This is a genomic window from Enterobacter quasiroggenkampii, assembly GCF_043972695.1.
Taxonomy (GTDB): domain Bacteria; phylum Pseudomonadota; class Gammaproteobacteria; order Enterobacterales; family Enterobacteriaceae; genus Enterobacter; species Enterobacter quasiroggenkampii.
Window position 1 is genome coordinate 3,644,652 of sequence record NZ_CP143745.1, and the last position, 20,130, is coordinate 3,664,781.

The following is a 20,130-nucleotide window of genomic DNA, read 5'->3' on the forward strand; positions in this document are numbered from 1 at the left end:
TATTATTTTTTCGCCATTTCAGCATAAAGCCCAGCATAGGCTTCGATCATGGCCTGCACAGAAAAATTCTCTTCTGCACGCTGTTGATGTTCACGTCCCATTTTTGCTCGCAGCTCATCGTTATTGAGTAGTTCTACGGCAATGTCTGCCAGACTCTCTGCGTCGCCGCCTGGTGCCAGCATCTCTTTTGAGTTAACTATTTCACTAATTGCCCCAATATCATAACCGATTACCGGCACCCGCATATTCATGGCAAATGGGCTCACCTGTCCGAAACTCTCTTTCCAGACTGGCGCAACGAACAGAGACATACGGCGATAATAATCAGGCAGAGTATCGTAGTCGACGTATCCAGTGAATTCAAATTGTGCTTCTACACCGGCACTTTTTACTGCCTGCTGGAAAGGCGATAGCAGACTACCTCCACCTACAATCAGAATTTTCGTTTTTGGTCTTTTCTGAGCAATGAGGATAAACGGCTTAATCGAATCCTCATTTAACTTATCGCACTCAAGTCTATAGACCATGCCTACGCAATCTGAAGGAACAGCTTCGTGGTCTGCTCGCATGAAGTGCGAAAAATCAGAACCTGGATAAACAGTAACATGCGTTGCATCAGGACGACCAAAAACATGACGCACATAATCACTCACATAAACATATCGTTTAACCGCATCGGAAATGTGGGGTGCAATTGGTGTATTGATATTCTCAATAACCGGGATATCAAGGATTCTAGCGGCTTCTATTGCCTGCGCATACCAAGGTTCATCGACATCGCCCCAATAATGGACATGGACAAAGTCTGGCTGTCTACGCTTTAAATAATTAATAAATGGGGTTATATCGTGACTGTCACGTTGCTCCTCAATGTCCAGACCAATGTATGCAGGAGGATTTGGCGCATAGCTTGTCAAAACAAACTGTTCATAGTCATGTCCTAAATATTCGACTAAATCCACAACTAAACGCGATGAACCACCCGTCATAAAGTTTGCAATGATATGGGCAATCTTAGGTGCGCCCTGCTTAGTAATGGGCTTCTTGACCCGGTATCCAGTGGATATCAATGCGTTATCAACAGTTTCAACAGGATGAGGACGCCGCGAGAAGCGATTACGTAGCCAGCTTGTAACTGGCTGTAATTTGCTTCGTAATGAACGCGGAGTAACAAGTGATGCAGAAAGGTAAGCGGCATGCATGACTTTACGCGCTCCCCACGGCTGATAAAGCATGACGTTCCGTAACCGCATCAAACGGGTTTGCATAACCGCATTAAATTCATGGAGCCTGGCTGCCTGTTCAGCTATAACCGTATCTTTTAAATTAATGGTATTTACCAGTTCAGCCGATGACGAATTCTTTAACTGCACAGAGCTTGTCAGCTCTGCTAATTCCATATCTTTTATATGCATAGCACTTGTCAGCTCTGCTAATTCCATATCTTTTAAATGCAGAGATTGAGTCAGTTCAGCTAATTCTCTTTCTTTCATCTGAACGCTATGCGCTTGTTCAGACAATTGCGTTTTTTGGTGCTGTATAACATCACGCAGAGAGGCGGCGAAAGTATCGAGCGATAAAATTTGCGTCCTAAGGGAATCACACTGACTTTTTAGCGAAACAAACTGAGCATGAGGGCTTCTCTGCAGTTGCAGCCACCACCATGGCTTATCTTTAAAATCATCCAGGTTAGTTAACGCATAGGCACAATTGCTTGCAAAGTCGAGTATGGATGATAATTCAGGCAAGGCAAATTCTACTGGAGCGCTTAAATCACCCAGACTTAGTTGCCAGTCAGCAGTTACTGCACTTTGCGCAGCTGAAATACCTGCCTTCCATGCTTCACGAGCAGATGCTTCATCACCACTATTAAGAGAAAGTTTCCCGAGGTACAGATATGCTTCAACTGTCCTGTTTGCGAGCAGAGGGCTAAATTGTAAAGGATCAATCTCAACACACTTCTTGAAAGCAATACGAGCTTTATCGTGCATACCTGCTTGTAGCCATAATTTTGCAATTACAAAATGAAGCGAAATCATCCAGCGAATTGCGTGAGGCGTTTCAGGCTTACTGACAATATATTCTTCAACCCGTTCGACAAAATCATTTATAGTATCGATGGAGGTCATTTCTTGCTTATTTAGCAACTGATACCCTTTAACACAAAGCGCTGCCCCAGCATCAGCGCTGTTGTTGTGGTTAGTATCGATAACTTTTTCTGTAAGTTCAGCCAGCAGCGCTTTGTTTTTCTGCCGCCAGCCAATATCTACCATCCCACGAACCAACCACGGATTTTTATAATCACGTGCGAAAGCAGTTACATTCCACTTTGGCTGTGGGAAGGTTTTATGCTGTGTTTCATGATATACAGCATCTTCGGCGTTGAGAGGAGATTTCATGCCCACCGCGAGCCACCATTCCGATGGAGGTGCAATGGCTTCATCTATCTCAGTACTAATCTCGTATAATTCTCGTTTTGCAGGCACCCAGTTTTTACTTCCAGCAGATTCTTTGTAATGTGTGGCGGACTGGACTGTCACATTTTCCAGCTCAAATGACGCCTTAAGCTGGCTGCGAAGTTTATCAAGCGTATAAACATGCAGGTGGAAGGGGTTGGGATCTTCCCCTGTTTCATCGCTCCAGTCGTTAGGGACACTGACGATGACGCGCCCTGCTGGTGTCAAAACGCGATGGAATTCTTTAAGTACACTCTCAGGATCGGGGATATGCTCTAGCGTTTCAAAAGAGATGACAACATCCACACTATTATCCGCGATATTATTTAATGCTTCTGGCAACATTCCGGCAGAAAAGGAAAGGTTACGCACGTCTGGAGAAAAATTAATATTTGCGTAATCAATGGCGTAGTCGCTGCCATCAATTCCTATCGTTTTAGCCGCCATGGTATTGCATTGAAGAATATAGCTTCCATAGCCCAGACCACAAGCCGCATCAAGTACTGTATCACCAGGGCGAACAAAGGTTGCGGCCCATTGATAACGGGCGATGTGGGCATCGGAACGTTCACCTGCTTCACGGGTCATATCCATATGCAGATCGCGTTCCTCCTTGAGCGCCTCAAGGGGATAACGTTCACTCGCTGTATGGGAAATGCACTCTAATAAAATTACGGCTTCCCCGCTCTCACGGCCCAGCGCACTATAGTCATTGACTAAATAATAAGAAGGGTGCTTACGGAAATTCTCGTTAAAGAACAGACTCTCCCAACCATTGCGATCAAGAACGTTTTCATTTACGTCACTCTGCTGAGAATGCGCTGTTTTTACCCGTAAATAAACTGAACGACGCGTTACGCGTTTTAACTCTTTAATTGCTTGAACAAGGAGTTCACGATCAATATGCTCAAAATTATAAAGGATTACAGTGGTATCGAAGCTTTTATCTGCATACGGTAATTTTTGAGCATTACCTTGCATAAAACGCCCAGGCATCAAACTGTTTGCAGTAGCTACAGCTTCAAAAGACTCATCAACGCCATGCGCGTCTATACCGTTGGCAAGCAGTGTCTGTACTAATTGTCCATTACCCGATCCAATATGGAGGAATGTTTGACCTCCACATGTGTTTAATATCTCTCGTGCAATAGTATCAATATTTTCAATATTCGTCATTTATATAGCCTGTCTTTTCCAGGTATTAGAAGCAATTGTTCAGTAATTTAACAATAATTTTAAAGCAAATCACTTACCATGCGTAAATCTGCTACACCACCGAAATGATAAGATTGAGGTTCCGTATTCACGGTAAAGAAGGCAGCCTCATCAATCCAATGAATCATACGTTGTTCAGCATAATAAGGTTTACCCTCTTCCGTGATTGAAACCTGGATCTCGTATAGATTGGGACCCATACCGCATATAAACTCAAATTTAATACTAAATAGTTGATCCTGAGAAAAATTGCGCCGCCAGAATATGTCTCCCGGCATTGTTACTCCGTTTAGTATCGCCATATCCTGGTTCAGCGTTCCCCAGGAGTACATTTTCACGCCTTCTTTATTTCTGATGCGCAAACCAACATTTAAATGTGTTAGGTCCGTATGGGCTTTGCATTGAACAATAACGGTTACTTTATCGCGAGGATCAAAATTGGAACAAGGTTCTCCCTTTTCATTAAAGAGAGATACATCCAAAACCTCTGCATCCAGATCGCCAAAAGAAAATGCTTTGAGCCGCTCTGATAATGCAGGAGAATTAACATTATTTGCTAATGTGGAAGAATCACTCATATTCAGTGACTCAATTTTTCCCTGTTCTGCTTGCTGCTCCCCCGTTTGTTTAGCAGCTCTCATTTGACGCGCTTTTTCTTTAAGTTGTAAGGCTGCCTGGCTAAGCCTTTTCGACTCAATCTCATGCAAGGATTTTCTGTACTCAAGCAACGCATCCGCAGAAGTTCCAGTGAATTTGACGACGCCATGCTCAAGGAATATAGCCTTGTCCGTCATGGTACGGACGGATTCCTGATCATGCGAAACAAAAAGCAAAGTTGTCCCGTTGGTGCGTAACCGATCCATGCGCTCAAAGCATCTTTTCTGGAATAGTGCATCCCCTACTGCGAGGGCTTCATCCACAATCAGGATATCTGGCTCGATACATACTTGTACAGCAAACGCGAGGCGAACAAGCATACCACTTGAATAAGTTTTAGTCGGCTGATCGATAAACTCACCGATATCCGCAAACGCCAAAATCTCGTCAAAGCGTTCATTAATTTCGGCTTCCGTTAAACCAAGCACCGCACCGTTCATATAGACATTCTCGCGGCCAGAAAATTCAGGGTTGAAACCCGAACCCAGTTCCAACAGAGCCGCAACACGACCTTGAGTTTTTACAGAGCCTGACGTTGGGTTTAACGTGCCACAGATTAATTGCAGTAAAGTCGATTTACCTGAACCGTTTTGCCCGATGATACCTACTGATTCTCCTTTCGCTATTTCAAAGGAAACATCACGCAATGCCCAAAACTCACGGAATAACGGTTTTGGGTTTTTACCAACAAGGCGATGCAATCCTGAGTAAATGGACTGCTTCAGACGATCTGAAGGACGATCGTATATTTGATAACATTTACTCAGGTTTTTAACCTGGATTACAAAATCAGAGCACATCAGCAAAACCCTTCCGCGTTTTCTGGAACCATACAAAGCCTATCCAGGCGATAATAAAAGCAGAAACCCAGTAAATACCCAGTACGGTAAAATCAGGATGTTTCCCCCAATAAAGCGTATTACGGGTCTGCTCAATTACCGTAGTCAGAGGATTGAGGTACATTAACTGACGGAATTCTGGCGGCAAAATATCGGCTGAATAAAATACAGGGCTCAGAAACATTAAGGCAGTGGTAAAAAGCGTGATGAATTGATTAATGTCTCGCAAGAATACTCCCAAAGACGCAAGAATCCAGCTAATGCCAAGTGCTATAATCATTAATGGCATCAAAACCAATGGGAAGTAAAGTATGGTTAGATGAGGGATACCGAAAAATACACAATATGCAACAAGCCATACAAAAAGGCTAATCACCATATGAAAAAGCGCAGAGCCAAGCGATACAATTGGCAAAATCTCTAATGGATATACCACTTTTTTTACATAATTGACATTTGAGAGTATTAACTGTGGCGCTTTATTGAGACATTCGGAGAAAAGGTTAAATACAATCAGTCCTGCAAAAAGAACTAAAGCAAATTCACCTTTGGAAGCACTGCCCCCATGCCAACGAGCTTTAAAAATTTCGCTAAAGACAAAAGTATAAACAGTCAGCATGAAGAGTGGATTAATTAACGACCAAATAATGCCCATTGATGAACCACGATAGCGACCCTGAATTTCTCGTATCGTTGTTGTTTTAATGAGAAATCTGTTCCGCCAAATAGACGCCAGCATTTCACGCGGGCTTACAGGGAAATATTGCATTGAACACCTTTTCGAACATCTCGTAAACGTTTAATGTGACCTTGTGATACATTAGACTTTTTTCAATAATGCTGCGACAAATACAGCCAGAGTATCTATTTTAGTCTGCCTGTACATACCTAATTTGAAAAAATAATACAGTCTTTGAAATACATTTTTTGTATGAATTGCTTTGAAAAATGAAAATCTTTCCTGATTTTCCTCTGTCAATAAGAACTTTATTTTTTCAATCTCACGGATATGTGCTGCGTTCCAGGAGCGATATTGTCCTTGAATAATCTTTTTGAGGCGAAGCAAACGAGCCCTTAACCCCATATTTGTACCAATCAGATTTTCACCATGCTGTCGATATCCTAAACTGGGCTGTGGATCATAATTAATTTCCCCACCAGCGCCGGAAATCAAAATATAAATCCACCAATCATGACTGACGACATTAACAATGCCTGCCTGACAAACAATTTTGCGTGCTGCTTCATTCATCACCATCGTATTGCCACCACCAATGTTCTGTACCAGGGCATTGCAAAATGACGGTGAACGAGTGAAAAGAGGAGACAAGCCAAGGCTCTCTCCTTTTTCATTGATCAGATGAGTTCTTGTACAATACAGAGCAGGTTTGTCTGTTGGTATATTTTTAAGCCATTCTACCGCGTGGGAAATTTTGTTTTCATACCAGATATCATCCTGATCTGAAAAAGAATAATAACTTGCCGCCAAATCCTCACGTAACAATAATGATAAAAAATTACTCACAAAGCCCTGTCTTGGTCCAGCCACAACTTTCACTTTCGACACATTCTTTAAGGCAAAATCAGCTACTCTGGAAAGCGTGTTATCTGTTGAACCGTCATCTGAAATAATTAACTTCCAGTTAGTATATGTTTGACGCTCAAATGATGTAAGTTGTTCGCAAATATATCGCTCTCCTTGATACGTAGCCATTAATATTGCGACATCATCATTATTTGCAAGGGTCATTAAAAGTAATCTCATTAATGCAAAAAGTAAAATAAAGTAATAACCAGACTACCTATCCGGCCTTTATTTACGCGAATTTCAACTAATCATAAACTTGCGCTTCGGCAAAAAATTCGCCAGCTAAATCTTTCTGTGACAACTGAATATCGTTAATAGTTGGCCATTCAATATTTAGATCCGGATCATCCCACTTGATACAACGCTCTGTTTTTGGCGCATAATAATTAGTTGCTTTATACAAAAATTGCGCTCGCTCACTTAGCGTTAAGAAGCCATGAGCAAAACCTTCAGGGATCCAGAACTGACGTTTATTTTCTGCACTTAAAATAACGCCTTCCCATTGACCAAAAGTTGGCGATGATCTGCGAAGGTCAACTGCCACATCAAAAACCTCACCTGCTACACAGCGAACGAGTTTGCCCTGAGAAAAGGGGTCAAGCTGATAATGTAGACCACGAAGAACACCGCGTTGCGATTCGGAATGATTATCCTGTACAAACTCAACACTACGTCCTATGGCCTCATCAAATATTTTCTTATTATAACTCTCAAGAAAAAAGCCTCGAGAATCCCCAAAAACTTTGGGTTCAAATATAATAACTTCTGGTATCTTTGTTTTGACTATATTCATTTCAATGCCTGATTACTTTCCTAAAATCTCAGTAACGACACGCTCCACCCCAACCTTCCAGTGCGGTAAAACAACATCAAAAGTACTCTGAAACTTTTCATTAGAAAGTCGAGAGTTAGACGGGCGTTTTGCCGGTGTCGGATAGGATGAAGTCGTCACCCCTTCAACTTTATTAATTTTCAGTAATTCGCCTTTTTGGCTGGCAAGCTCAAAAACAAATTGCGCATATTCATGCCAGTTTGTTTCACCACTCGCGACCAGATGATAAGTACCGTAGAGCGATTTATTATGCATCGAGTTACGAATAGCAATCGCGGTGCAATCCGCTAACAATTCGGCACCTGTCGGCGCACCAAATTGGTCATTTATAATTGATAATTGTTCCTTCTCTTTGGCGAGACGTAACATTGTCTTGATGAAATTGGCTCCGCGAGTTGCATAAACCCAACTTGTTCGAAAAATAAAATGTTTCGGGTTATGCGCGGCAACTGCAATTTCACCAGCCAGTTTCGTTTCACCATAAACGTTTAACGGATTTGCTTGTTCATTCTCCTGGCGATAGTGAGTACCCTCACCATTGAAAACATAGTCTGTTGAATAATGAATCAATAATGCGCCAAGTTTTGCCGACTCTTTTGCGATAGTCTCAACACTTTCAGCGTTAAGTATTCTGGCAAGCTCTTTTTCACTTTCCGCTTTATCCACTGCTGTATGGGCCGCCGCATTGACTACCACGTCAGGCTGAACCGTTCGGATAGTCTCAGCTATGCCGTGCGTATCTGTTAAATCGCCGCACAGATCTTTATCATAAAAATCGACAGCAATCAGTTCCCCCAAAATCGAGAGAGACCGCTGTAGCTCCCAGCCAACCTGGCCATTTTTTCCAATCAGCAAAATTTTCATGGTGTTCTCATCAGCCAGATTAAATTATACTTTTTCGCCGATCAGCATTTGCAGATAGCGACCATAATCGGTCTTCGATAGTTTTTTTATCTGCTCCGCTACCTGCTCTGAGCTCAACCATCCCTTGCGGAACGCAATCTCTTCCAGGCAGGCCACCTTCATACCCTGACGCTTTTCAATGGTATGAATAAACTGTGACGCTTCCACCAGGCTGTCATGGGTGCCGGTATCCAGCCAGGCAAATCCGCGCCCTAATAGCTCAACCTGCAGATTCCCCTGCTCAAGATACATCTGGTTAAGCGTGGTAATTTCAAGCTCGCCGCGTGCTGATGGTTTTACCTGTTTTGCCATCTCTACGACATGCTTATCATAGAAATAGAGCCCGGTGACCGCCCAGTTTGATTTGGGTTTTAACGGTTTCTCTTCGATAGACAACGCTTTATAGTTCTCATCAAATTCCACGACGCCAAAGCGTTCTGGATCCTGCACCTGATAACCAAAGACCATCGCTCCGCTGGTCATTTGCGATGCCGCTTCCAGTTTCTTACCGAAGCTCTGACCGAAATAGATGTTATCTCCCAGCACCAGGGCACAAGGCTCATTGTTGATGAACTCTTCACCAATGATGAATGCCTGTGCCAGGCCATCTGGAGAGGGCTGAACGGCGTATGATAAGCTTATGCCAAACTGCGCCCCGTCACCCAACAAGCGTTTAAACGCGGGCATATCCTCGGGAGTGGTAATCACCAAAATCTCACGGATGCCAGCCAGCATCAGTACAGAAATGGGGTAAAAAATCATTGGCTTATCATAAACAGGAAGCAACTGCTTAGACACACCTTGCGTAATCGGATAGAGACGGGTTCCGGAACCACCAGCAAGTACAATACCTTTCATCATAATTTCCTTTTTATTCTGCCAGTCCCAGACGTTCGCCCGCATAGGAGCCATCCATTACACGCTTCCACCAGCTTTCGTTTTTCAAATACCACTCAACCGTTTTACGGATACCTGACTCAAAGGTTTCCTGAGGCACCCATCCCAGATCGTTTTTAATTTTGCTGGCATCAATGGCGTAGCGCAGGTCGTGTCCCGGGCGGTCGGTTACATAGGTAATCAGATCGGCGTAATGGGTAATGCCTGCCGGTTTATCGGCAATGATTTCGTCCAGAATGGCGCAGATTGTTTTCACGACGTCGATGTTTTTACGCTCGTTATGACCACCGATGTTATAGGTTTCGCCAATCGTTCCTTCAGTCACCACTTTGTAAAGCGCGCGAGCATGATCTTCAACGAACAACCAGTCGCGAATTTGCTCGCCATTGCCATACACCGGCAGTGGTTTACCTGCCAGAGCGTTAAGGATAATGAGCGGGATTAGTTTTTCCGGGAAATGATACGGGCCATAGTTATTTGAGCAGTTGGTCACCAGCGTCGGCAGGCCGTAGGTACGGCGCCACGCACGCACTAAATGATCGCTGGACGCTTTAGAAGAGGAGTAGGGGCTGCTTGGGGAATATGGCGTGGTCTCGGTGAAGAGCGGCAGATCGCTATCGGCCGGCAGTTCATCGGGATGCGGCAGATCGCCGTACACTTCATCCGTAGAAATATGATGGAAACGAAACGCCGACTTGCGCGCGTCGTCCAGTTGCGACCAGTACTGACGCGCCGCTTCGAGCAGAACATAGGTACCGATAATGTTGGTTTCGATAAAGGCCGCAGGCCCCGTGATGGAACGGTCAACATGGCTTTCAGCTGCAAGATGCATTACCGCATCCGGCTGATGTTGCGCGAAAATGCGCGCCATGGCGCTACCGTCACAGATGTCTGCTCGCTCAAAGGCATAACGGGGATTATTTTCGATTTCTGCCAGCGATTCCAGATTACCTGCGTAGGTTAATTTATCAACGTTAACCACTGAATCGTTGGTGTTATTAATAATATGACGTACAACAGCAGATCCAATAAAACCTGCACCACCAGTGACGAGTATTTTCACAAGACTATTCCGTATTGCTTCGCAATGTTAAATTTCAAACTTCACTTCTGAGGAGTCAGCAAAGGCATGCTGAATTCTGAACACGCTACCGCCCCTGGCTCTCCAGCTACCAGTGTACTGAAAACAATAACAATGTTAACTGTTCCAAGTGCGAGAACAGAGGCCTGATTTTACCGAGGTAGGCACAAAATGCTAATCCGCTATTCTCCCCTTAAACAGTCCTGAAAACAAGGAAAAATCTCTGTCAAAACCAGGAAGCAACAGTCCGGATAGCCTCATTTTACCTATTGATATTCTTACAAAAAAAAAGGTAGCAAGAGCGATTGCTTAAGCTGTAAACAGCCCACATACGCTCATTGCCACCCATTTATGTTAAACAATCTTGCGACTTATTCTGTCAGTAATTTCTCAATTCTCTTGCGGAACTTCGCCCCTTCCTTCAGGTTACGCAGTCCATAGTTCACGAACGCCTGCATATAGCCCATCTTCTTACCGCAGTCATAGCTCTCGCCGGTCATCAGCATCGCATCGACAGACTGCTTCTTCGCCAGCTCAGCAATCGCGTCGGTGAGCTGAATACGGTCCCAGGCGCCTGGCTCAGTTTTTTCCAGTTCGGCCCAGATATCCGCGTTCAGAACATAACGGCCCACCGCCATCAGGTCAGAATCCAGCGTCTGCGGCTGATCCGGTTTTTCGATGAACTCAACGATGCGGCTAACCTGCCCTTCCGTCTCCAGCGCTTCTTTCGTCTGAATTACGGAGTACTCGGAGAGATCACCTTTCATGCGCTTCGCCAGCACCTGGCTACGGCCCGTTTCGTTGAAACGTGCCACCATTGCCGCCAGGTTATAGCGCAGCGGATCGGCAGACGCGTTATCAATAATGATATCCGGCAGCACAACGATGAAGGGGTTGTCACCCACAACCGGACGGGCACAAAGAATAGAGTGTCCCAGACCCAGCGGCTGCGCCTGACGCACGTTCATGATTGTCACGCCCGGCGGACAAATAGACTGCACTTCCGCCAGCAGCTGACGCTTAACGCGCTGCTCAAGCAACGCTTCGAGTTCGTAAGAGGTGTCGAAGTGGTTTTCTACCGCATTCTTGGACGAGTGCGTAACCAGGACGATTTCTTTGATCCCTGCAGCAACAATTTCGTCGACAATGTACTGAATCATTGGCTTATCGACGATCGGCAGCATCTCTTTAGGAATGGCTTTTGTGGCTGGCAGCATATGCATGCCCAGGCCTGCTACCGGAATGACTGCTTTCAAATTGATCATTATTTCTTCCACCTTAAAATGGTTGACGAATTATAGCTCTTAAACCTGTTTTCGCCAGCATGATTTGCCGTAACCCTTAAGCAATGTTACGCCTTAGCATCACATATTTCTGTAGTTGTAATCTGATTCGATCGCGCTTTTATGCCAGGAATAGTCTCAAAACAGATTATTGTCGATTATCTGTGCGGAAGCGCAAAGTTCAGCCTTTCCACATTCACCACCTGCTGGTCGACACGGTCAATATCCACCGAGCTTTGCCCCTTCTCATTAACGGCTTTTATGTTCGCCAGCGACAACAGCGTCTCGTCTTTCGCCATGAATTTTCCTCGCACATCCTTGCGCAGGTCGAAGTTAATCTTCAGGGCGGGCCCCACGGCAGCTTCCTGCATGACATTGATATTGCGTAAAAAAAGATGCTGCGGCTTGTTGTGTAATTCAAGCGTAGCACGTTGCATTTCCACGTTGGTTATCGCCACAAACGAGGTCGCGTTACCGGATGAAATCTGTATTCCGCGCAATTTATACGCAAGCTGGCGGTTATCGAGGTGAATATTATTGAGCTTAAAGTTCTGCGGGATGGACAAATAATCGCCTTTTATCACCCCATAGCCGATTAACATTCCCGCACTGTTGACCATGTCGACATTATCAATAATGAAATTATCACAGCCATAAATGGCCACCGTGGCATTGTCTATTCCTGCCTTTTTACTGAAGTCAGGGGTGATATTTTTGGCCTTAATATTGCGGATAACAAAGTGTTTCCCGTTTTCCACGTGCACCAGCTGACGACAGTTGCTGCCGGTGATGTTGGCCACCACGAAGTTCTTAACAGTTTGCTTTTCCGGGTAGTCGTTGTCGTAGGTGCTGCCGGCGAGGCCAATGCCAATGCCCCAGTTGATCTTGCCGTTGGTGCAATTGATGTTATCGATGACATGGTCGGAAATCAGGATATTGCGATCGTTGATAGCGACGTTCCACTCGATCGCATCCCCCTGCAGATGGCTAAATTTGCTGTTGGTGATGCGAGCGCCGTCCACCTGGTTGTGGAAACCCTGGCGGAGGATAGCGTAGTTGGCCTGACTCACGCTGATGTTATCAATCAGCAAATTGCGCATCACACTGGGTTTCTTACCGCCGATGTAGATCTGCGTTACAGGACCAAAACCGCTCATGGCCAGCCCTTTAATTACGCAGTCGGAGCCACGTACATCGAGAGTAATATTCTCTGTCCGTCCCTCGCCTTCCCCTATCACTTTGCTGCCTTCCTGCAGAACAAAGCGGCCGCGGCCATTGCCGGTTAACGCCCCGCGGATCAGCAGCGTTTTACCGTCGGGAATGAAAATACCCGTGTTGATGTTTTCACAGGTCAGCCCGGCAGGGACAACGACGGTGTCCCCGTCATTAAACGCCTGCTTAAAGGCCGCGATCCAGTCGTTGTTATTGTACTGTTTAACAGAGACCGTTCTTCCGCTCGCCGCCCGCGCAATGCGGGACGACAGCAGTGGCGTGGCCGCCAGAACGGACAAAGACGAGACAAAGGTGCGTCGGGTAATCTTTTTCAGCATACATCCTCGGCGTTACAACGTTTGCAGCAGGCTGGCTAACTGACGGTTAATCACCTGCTGGTTAAAATCGGCTTCAACTTTTTGTCGGGCATTGTGCAGCACGGGCTCCAGCGCCTGTTGGTCGATATCGCTGAAGGCAGCTAACCGATCGGCGAGCGCCATGGCATTATTCTCCGGCACCAGCCAGCCGGAATGGTCAGACTTAATCAGCTCCGGGATCCCGCTGTGCAGGGTCGAGACCACCGGGATCCCCACGGCCATTGCCTCCATCAGCGCCACCGGAATGCCTTCCATATCGCCATCTGCCCCCGTGACGGAAGGCAGCAGAAATACATCTGCCTCATCAAGCATGGCCTTGACCTCGTGGCTCGGCTTGAAGCCCGGCATCTCTACGACATCTTCCAGCTGATACTGTTCGATCAGCGTGCGCAGACGACGCTCCCACGGCCCAATCCCGAGAATGCGGTAGTGGAAATCCACCCCACGCGCTTTCAGCTGGCGGCAGGCTTCAATCGCCACATGCAGCCCTTTCTTCTCGGTCAGACGCGCGACGGAGATGATCTGCAGCGGTTTACCCGGCACTTTCACCGGACGGCGGGTAAAGCGCGTTAAATCCACGCCCATACGTGAAACGGCAATTTTCTCTCCCGGGCAGCCCATGTTTTTCAGGCGTCCGGCCCACAGTTCGCTGATCGGCAGCATCATGTCGCCACGCCGGAAAAGCTGCTGGTATTCCGGCGTGTAGTGGTTCAGCACTTCGCGGCTGGAGATGTCGATACCGTGGAAGATAGTCGCAATTTTACCGTCAATTACGCCCAGTTCGCGCAGCTTCGCGGCGGTGACGCCTGCCGGGCCAAAGTGGGCAATAAACACGTCGGCACGATACGGCTGCGCCGTTTGCCCGCAGATGGCCGACAGGATCAGATTGCGTGATTCTGATCCATAGCGGGAGACATTCAGCGCCCGCCACGTCGACGCGCGATGGATCCCACGTAAGGTCTGGCTGGCGCGGTGGCGCAACTTACTCAGCTTCCCGGACGGCTCATCCTGCAGCCAGCGGGTTTTTGCCTCCAGCCCATACTGGGTATACGCCGCATGGGTATTTTGGGTATCGCCCTTTTGCAGGGCGATAATCTCCACGTCATATCCCATATCGATAAACGCGGTGATTTGGTTCAGAACAAACGTTTCGGACGACAGTGGAAATTTCAGTAAGAAGAAACCAACCTTCATTTCCCCTCCCGTACGCGATCGAGTACCGATTTCACCATTCCAATGCCCTTCTCGCGCTCGGCTTTCACCGCCACCGCCAGACGTTCATTGATAGCAGGCAGTTGGCCAAGCGTGTCCCCCACCATGGCGCCGAGCGATCCGTCCAGCAGGTGACGAATATCCACCGCCATTTCCGGCATACCGAGCTGCTGCATAATCCCGGCGGACTTGTGCTCATAGTTAATGGCAATGGCCGGCGTGCCAAAGTTCATGGAGATAATGGCCGAGTGCAGACGGGTGCCCACTGTCAGGTCGCAGGCGGAGAGCAGCTTGCCCATCTCCAGGTCGTTCAGTTCATCCATCACCACGTGATAACGTGATGGGTCATTGACCAGGTTGCGCAGGTTCAGCGCCACCATGCGGTCATCTTTGTTGTAGCTGTCGATACCGGTACAGGTGGACAGCGCCAGCACCTGGTACCCGCTGTCCAGCACGCGGTTCACCACGTCGGCGAACGCTTGCTCATACGCCGCCTGCGTCGTGCCTAAACGTTTATCGAAGGGCGCCAGCTCGCGCAGGGTAATGGCGACGGTTTTCTGTTTCGCCGCTACGTCGAGCCAGTGCTGCACCGCGTAGCTCGGCTGGAAGCTGTCGTCCTGGTGATCCACCAGCCAGGCGGTATCCACGCCGTGCTCAACTTTTGACGTATCAATCTCGCTGCGCTTCATCATCTCAAGGCTGACCGACTCGCGCAGGATCAGCGCGTCGCAGTGGCCGAAGACATAGTTTGCGAGCTGGTTAAACTGCGGATCCTGGAAAGGCCCCACGCTGTGGCCAATCATAAATAGCGGCTTTTTCGCCATGAACGTGCAGAGCGCATGCTCAAACTGCGGCACGCCGTAGAGATCGACGAAGAATGAACCGCCGACCTGGATAATGGCGTCATAGCCGGACAGCAGACGAACAAAGTCAGTGAAACCCTGCGCGATGGCGATGTTGCGCAGCTTGCCGGTATCGGTCACCCGGGAAAGCAGCACCTGATGCTGGTAGCGACGACGCAGCACTTTTTTCACGCGGCCCATCACGCCCGCGGCGTTGTTGTGCTGTTTCATCTGGCTGTAAAGCGGGTCGCCCATCACCGGGCGGTTCAGTAACCAGGATGAGCTAACCGGATAACGGCTCATCACGTCCACTTCGGTCTCAGGCTTAAGGGTGTTAATCGCATCCAGTAAACCGCGCAGGATGGCGCTGTCGCCACGGTTGCCGCAGGTATGGTTGCCAAGAATTAATAATTTCATAATGGCCTCTTAAAGAACTAGCCTGCGCGAAGCAGCGTTTTCATTTTTTCGTTACGGCAAAACTGGCGCTTCATCTCAACGACCAGCGCATTGCGAGAAAGTACGATCATCACGACGAAGGCCAGCGCCCCCGCGGCAACCTGCACCGCCAGCAGCGCGGCCAGCGGCAGATGGCCGCTGAGGATCGCGCCCAGACCGTAGCTCACCGCCAGGGTCGGCAATGAGAGATAGAACGGCAGCCACAGGCTCAGGATGTACTGACGGTAGCTGGAGCCCAGCACCGGTTTAATCATGATGAAGTAGCTCAGGACGGTATTGACGATCTGCACCAGCAGGAAGCCCAGCGTCACGCCAATGGCGCCCGCCATGTGCCCGCCGACGATAATTGCCGGAATAAACAGGAAGGTTTTGAATACGTTGAATTTAAAGCTGATGTCCACGCGCGCTTTTGCCATCAGCAGGGACCCAATCGGGTTCCCCACGGAGCGCAGCAGCCCTACTACGCACAGCAGCTGAAGGATCGGGATAATACCGTTCCATTTCTCGCCAAACACCAGCGGCACGAAGTTGCTGGACACCACCATCAGCCCCAGCAGCACCGGGAAGTTGATAATCCCCACCACCGAAAGCAGCTTGTAAAAGTTAACGCGCAGCTTCTCGGTGTCGTCCTGAATCTTGGCAAACGCCGGGAACAGCACGCGGGTGATTATTGGGTTCAGCTTCATCGGCGGCACCACCGCGACGTTGTAGGCCAGGTTGTAGCCCCCCGCCACGCTGGCGCCGAGAATACGTGCCAGCACCAGCGTCGAGAGGTTGGTGTTCACGTAGTTGATAATGCTGTCCGCCGTCAGCCACGCGCCAAAACGCAGGTTGGACGAGACGGACGCAAGAGAGAAATGCAGTCCCGGACGGTAAATTTTACGCCCAAAGTAGCCAAACAGCAGCGTACGCACGGCAGAGTTCACCAGGTAACCGAGGATGGCGGTCATCGCCAGCGGCCAGAAATGGGCGCTCACGACTGTAAAGGTAAAGCCCGCCAGCACGGCGCTGGTCTCGATCATGCCGATCTTATTGAACTCCAGCTCTTTCTGCATCAGCGCACGGAACTGCTGCCCGTGGGGGATCACCACGAACGCAAACGACAGCGTGCGCATCAGCGGGGCGAGATCCGGGTTGTGCAGCACGCTGGCGATGGTGTCGCTCAGCAGGAACACCAGCACAAACACGAAAATCCCCAGCCCCACGTTCAGCCAGTAGAGCGTGGTCAGCTCAAGATGGCTGATCTCTTTGCGCTGGATAATCGAGTTGGCAATACCAAAGTCAGACAGCGTATCGGCCAGCGCGATGATCACCAGCGAGACGGTCAGCAGGCCGAACTGGTGATTATCGATAATGCGCGCCAGCACCGTCATCTGCACCAGGCCGAGGCCAATGATGACGATGGTCGCCATCGCTGACCACTTGGCGCCGCTGATGGTTTTTTCACGTAAGCTCATCTTAGTACGCCGCTTTGTTCACGAAACCTTTGAAGATAGTCAGAAAAACAATCTTGATATCGAACCAGAGGCTCCACTCGCGGATGTACTCCAGATCGAACTCGATGCGTTTTTCCATTTTTTCCAGCGTGTCGGTTTCGCCGCGCCAGCCGTTGATTTGCGCCCAGCCGGTGATGCCCGGCTTCACCTTATGGCGCAACATGTAGCCTTCAATCAGCGAGCGGTACTGCTCGTTATGCGCCACCGCGTGCGGACGCGGGCCAACAATCGACATCCCGCCGGTAAAGACGTTAATAAACTGTGGCAGTTCATCCAGCGAGGTGCGGCGCAGGAAGTTCCCGACGCGGGTGACGCGCGGATCGTTCTGCGTGGCCTGGGTCACGACATTGTCGTTCTCCATCACCTTCATGGAGCGGAATTTCCACACCATAATCGGCTTACCGTCCATGCCGTAGCGGGTCTGACGGAAGATAACCGGTCCAGGAGAGCTCAGCTTCACCGCGAGGGCAATGCAGCACAGCACCGGAGAGATGAGCAGAAGAATCAGCGAAGAGAGCACGATATCTTCCAGACGCTTCAGCACGCGGTTAATACCGGACAGCGGCGTGTCGTACAGCGGTACGACCGGCACGCCGTTCACCTCTTCAATACGCGAATGAAGGATGTTGAAGGTAAACACGTCCGGGATCAGGAGCACTGAACAGGTAGTATCCGCCAGCTCACGCATCAGCTGCTTAATGCGGGAGTCGTCTTTCATCTGCATGGCGATGTAGACGTTATGAATTTTGCCGGCCTTGGCATCGTCAATCAGTTGGTCGTAGTTGCCCGCCCAGTCGGCAGGCACGCCGCCCGGCTTCGCGTCGTGATAAATCCCGACCACTTCAAAGCCTAACCACGGCTCTTTGCGGAAGCTGTCGAGCAGCACCCTGCCGACAGGCAGATCGCCTGCTACCGCCACAAAGCGACGATTATAGCCACGGTTGCGCAGCCAGCCCGCGCCAAAGCGGATCAGGGAGCGGCACACTACCATGCCGACGCTGCTCAACAGATACCAGCAGAGATAGGTCACGAGGCGATTATCAAAATCATGGCTGAACGCCACCAGGCCTGCGCTGAAGATCAGGCTCAGGGTCCAGTTCTGCAGCAACAGCATCAGTTCGGTGGTCATTTTGACGCCGCGCCACGAGCGGTAGAAATCGGTCATTCCGCCGATCATCTGAAACACAACCAGCGCAATCAGGGCCATCAGAAGATGCATATATAAGAACGGCAGCCCGCTGATCCGACACACCGCCCACAATCCACCGACCATGATGGTGATATCAGAAAAACGCTGCACCATAGAGATTAACGATGCATTCGTTCTCGCTCGTTCGCGTTTTTTTAGATTCGTCATCGTTGTTCCTGTATTCGGTTCCCCCTCCCACCGGGAGGGGCAGTTATTACTGATTCAACAGCGCCAGAATGTCCTTCGTTCGGGCTTCCATCAGCGCGGTGTCCGCACGGGACTCCACGTTCAGGCGCACCACCGGCTCGGTGTTGGACGAGCGCAGGTTAAAGCGCCACTGCGGGAACGCCATGCTGATGCCGTCGGTACGATCAATTTCCAGCGCGTGAATCGCAAAGTGCTGCTCCACGCGGGCAATCGCCTCGGCCGGCTGCGCCAGCTTGCTGTTGATCTCCCCGCTCGCCGGGAACGCCGCCATACGGTCGCGCACCAGCTCGCCCAGAGTCTGCCCCTTCAGGCACAGCAGCTCGGTGACCAGCAGCCACGGGATCATTCCACTGTCGCAGTAGGCAAAGTCCCGGAAGTAGTGGTGGGCGCTCATCTCGCCGCCGTAGATGGCGTCTTCTTCGCGCATGCGCTCCTTGATGAAGGCGTGGCCGGTTTTGGACATCACCGGCGTGCCGCCTGCGGCAGACACCACGTCGACGGTGTTCCAGGACAGACGCGGGTCATGAATGATTTTCGCGCCCGGGTTTTTCTCAAGGAACGCTTCTGCCAGCAGGCCGACAATGTAGTAGCCCTCGATGAACTGCCCTTTCTCGTCGAACAGGAAGCAGCGGTCGAAATCACCGTCAAAGGCGATACCCATGTCCGCGCCGTGCTCAATCACCGCGTTACGCGTGTCGTCGCGGCACTCCGGCAGCAGCGGGTTAGGAATACCGTTCGGGAAGTTGCCGTCAGGGGTGTTATGCACTTTCACGAAGGTCACCGGCACGTTCAGTGCCTTAAAGCGCGCTTCAAGGGCATCGACAACCGGGCCGGCCGCACCGTTACCGGAGTTAATCACCAGCTTCAGCGGCTTCAGGTTCGCCACGTTGATGTAGCCCAGCAGGTGGTCGATGTACTCTTTCTGCAGGTTGATTTTTTTGTAGCTGCCGCGCTTCGCCTCGTTCACCGGCGGGAAATCGTTGGCTTCCGCCAGGCGCTGCACGTCGCGCAGGCCGGTGTCGCCGCTGATCGGGCGGGCGCCCTTGCGCACCAGCTTCATGCCGTTGTAGTCCATCGGGTTGTGGCTGGCCGTCACTTCAATACCCCCGTCCACGCCCAGGTGGAAGGTGGCAAAGTAAATTTCTTCGGTTCCGGAAAGACCGATGTCCAGCACGTCCACGCCCGCATCCTGCAGCCCTTTCGCCAGAGCCAGCTTCAGGGATTCGCTGGTCAGACGCACGTCGCCGCCCAGCACGATGGTCTGCGGTTTTAAGTATTCGCCGTACGCACGACCAATGCGCCACGCAATGTCTTCATTCAGCTCTTCGCCCAGCTTGCCGCGAATATCGTAGGCTTTAAAACAGGTTAATTTTTCCATGATGACCCCT

The 20,130-nt window shown here is 49.4% G+C and carries 15 protein-coding genes; all 15 read right to left on the reverse strand.

Annotation, left to right across the window (positions count from 1 at the left end; all coding sequences use genetic code 11):
• Positions 1–2: 2 nt before the first annotated feature.
• Positions 3–3,632, reverse strand: a complete 3,630-nt coding sequence (locus tag V1572_RS17505; protein WP_252076935.1) for a methyltransferase domain-containing protein — start codon at positions 3,630–3,632, stop codon at positions 3–5.
• 59 nt (positions 3,633–3,691) lie between these two features.
• Complete coding sequence (locus V1572_RS17510; protein ID WP_047649495.1) at positions 3,692–5,128, reverse strand: ABC transporter ATP-binding protein; 1,437 nt, start codon at positions 5,126–5,128, stop codon at positions 3,692–3,694.
• Positions 5,118–5,936, reverse strand: a complete 819-nt coding sequence (locus V1572_RS17515) for an ABC transporter permease (RefSeq protein ID WP_065102659.1) — start codon at positions 5,934–5,936, stop codon at positions 5,118–5,120. The genes V1572_RS17510 and V1572_RS17515 overlap by 11 nt, the downstream gene beginning before the upstream one ends.
• 51 nt (positions 5,937–5,987) lie before the next feature.
• Positions 5,988–6,917 carry a glycosyltransferase family 2 protein gene (locus V1572_RS17520; protein ID WP_262805052.1) on the reverse strand — a complete coding sequence of 310 codons (930 nt, stop codon included), beginning with the start codon at positions 6,915–6,917 and terminating at the stop codon, positions 5,988–5,990.
• Positions 6,918–6,999: 82 nt separating this feature from the next.
• A complete protein-coding gene (gene rfbC, locus V1572_RS17525; protein WP_069720601.1) occupies positions 7,000–7,548 on the reverse strand; it encodes a dTDP-4-dehydrorhamnose 3,5-epimerase in 549 nt (182 codons plus the stop codon).
• A 12-nt stretch (positions 7,549–7,560) separates the two neighbouring features.
• Positions 7,561–8,451 carry a dTDP-4-dehydrorhamnose reductase gene (gene rfbD, locus V1572_RS17530; protein WP_069720602.1) on the reverse strand — a complete coding sequence of 297 codons (891 nt, stop codon included), beginning with the start codon at positions 8,449–8,451 and terminating at the stop codon, positions 7,561–7,563.
• A 24-nt stretch (positions 8,452–8,475) separates the two neighbouring features.
• Positions 8,476–9,348, reverse strand: a complete 873-nt coding sequence (gene rfbA / locus V1572_RS17535) for a glucose-1-phosphate thymidylyltransferase RfbA (protein ID WP_069720648.1) — start codon at positions 9,346–9,348, stop codon at positions 8,476–8,478.
• Between the two features lie 13 nt (positions 9,349–9,361).
• Positions 9,362–10,450 (reverse strand): dTDP-glucose 4,6-dehydratase, encoded by a 1,089-nt coding sequence (gene rfbB / locus V1572_RS17540; RefSeq protein WP_395299422.1) that lies wholly within the window; start codon positions 10,448–10,450, stop codon positions 9,362–9,364.
• Between the two features lie 389 nt (positions 10,451–10,839).
• Positions 10,840–11,733 (reverse strand): GalU regulator GalF, encoded by an 894-nt coding sequence (gene galF / locus V1572_RS17545; RefSeq protein WP_048223999.1) that lies wholly within the window; start codon positions 11,731–11,733, stop codon positions 10,840–10,842.
• 176 nt (positions 11,734–11,909) lie between these two features.
• Complete coding sequence (gene wcaM / locus V1572_RS17550) at positions 11,910–13,301, reverse strand: colanic acid biosynthesis protein WcaM (RefSeq protein WP_048224002.1); 1,392 nt, start codon at positions 13,299–13,301, stop codon at positions 11,910–11,912.
• Between the two features lie 12 nt (positions 13,302–13,313).
• Positions 13,314–14,534 carry a colanic acid biosynthesis glycosyltransferase WcaL gene (gene wcaL / locus V1572_RS17555; RefSeq protein ID WP_063622062.1) on the reverse strand — a complete coding sequence of 407 codons (1,221 nt, stop codon included), beginning with the start codon at positions 14,532–14,534 and terminating at the stop codon, positions 13,314–13,316.
• Positions 14,531–15,811: a colanic acid biosynthesis pyruvyl transferase WcaK gene (wcaK, locus tag V1572_RS17560; protein WP_045908618.1), complete on the reverse strand. Its 1,281-nt coding sequence runs from the start codon at positions 15,809–15,811 to the stop codon at positions 14,531–14,533. Before wcaK ends, wcaL begins: the two co-directional genes overlap by 4 nt.
• A gap of 17 nt (positions 15,812–15,828) precedes the next feature.
• Positions 15,829–17,307: a colanic acid undecaprenyl disphosphate flippase WzxC gene (gene wzxC, locus V1572_RS17565; RefSeq protein WP_032646471.1), complete on the reverse strand. Its 1,479-nt coding sequence runs from the start codon at positions 17,305–17,307 to the stop codon at positions 15,829–15,831.
• Between the two features lies 1 nt (position 17,308).
• Positions 17,309–18,703, reverse strand: coding sequence for an undecaprenyl-phosphate glucose phosphotransferase (gene wcaJ, locus V1572_RS17570; protein WP_214573353.1), 1,395 nt, complete (start codon positions 18,701–18,703; stop codon positions 17,309–17,311).
• A gap of 46 nt (positions 18,704–18,749) precedes the next feature.
• Positions 18,750–20,120 (reverse strand): colanic acid biosynthesis phosphomannomutase CpsG, encoded by a 1,371-nt coding sequence (gene cpsG, locus V1572_RS17575; protein WP_029742028.1) that lies wholly within the window; start codon positions 20,118–20,120, stop codon positions 18,750–18,752.
• Positions 20,121–20,130 lie beyond the last annotated feature (10 nt).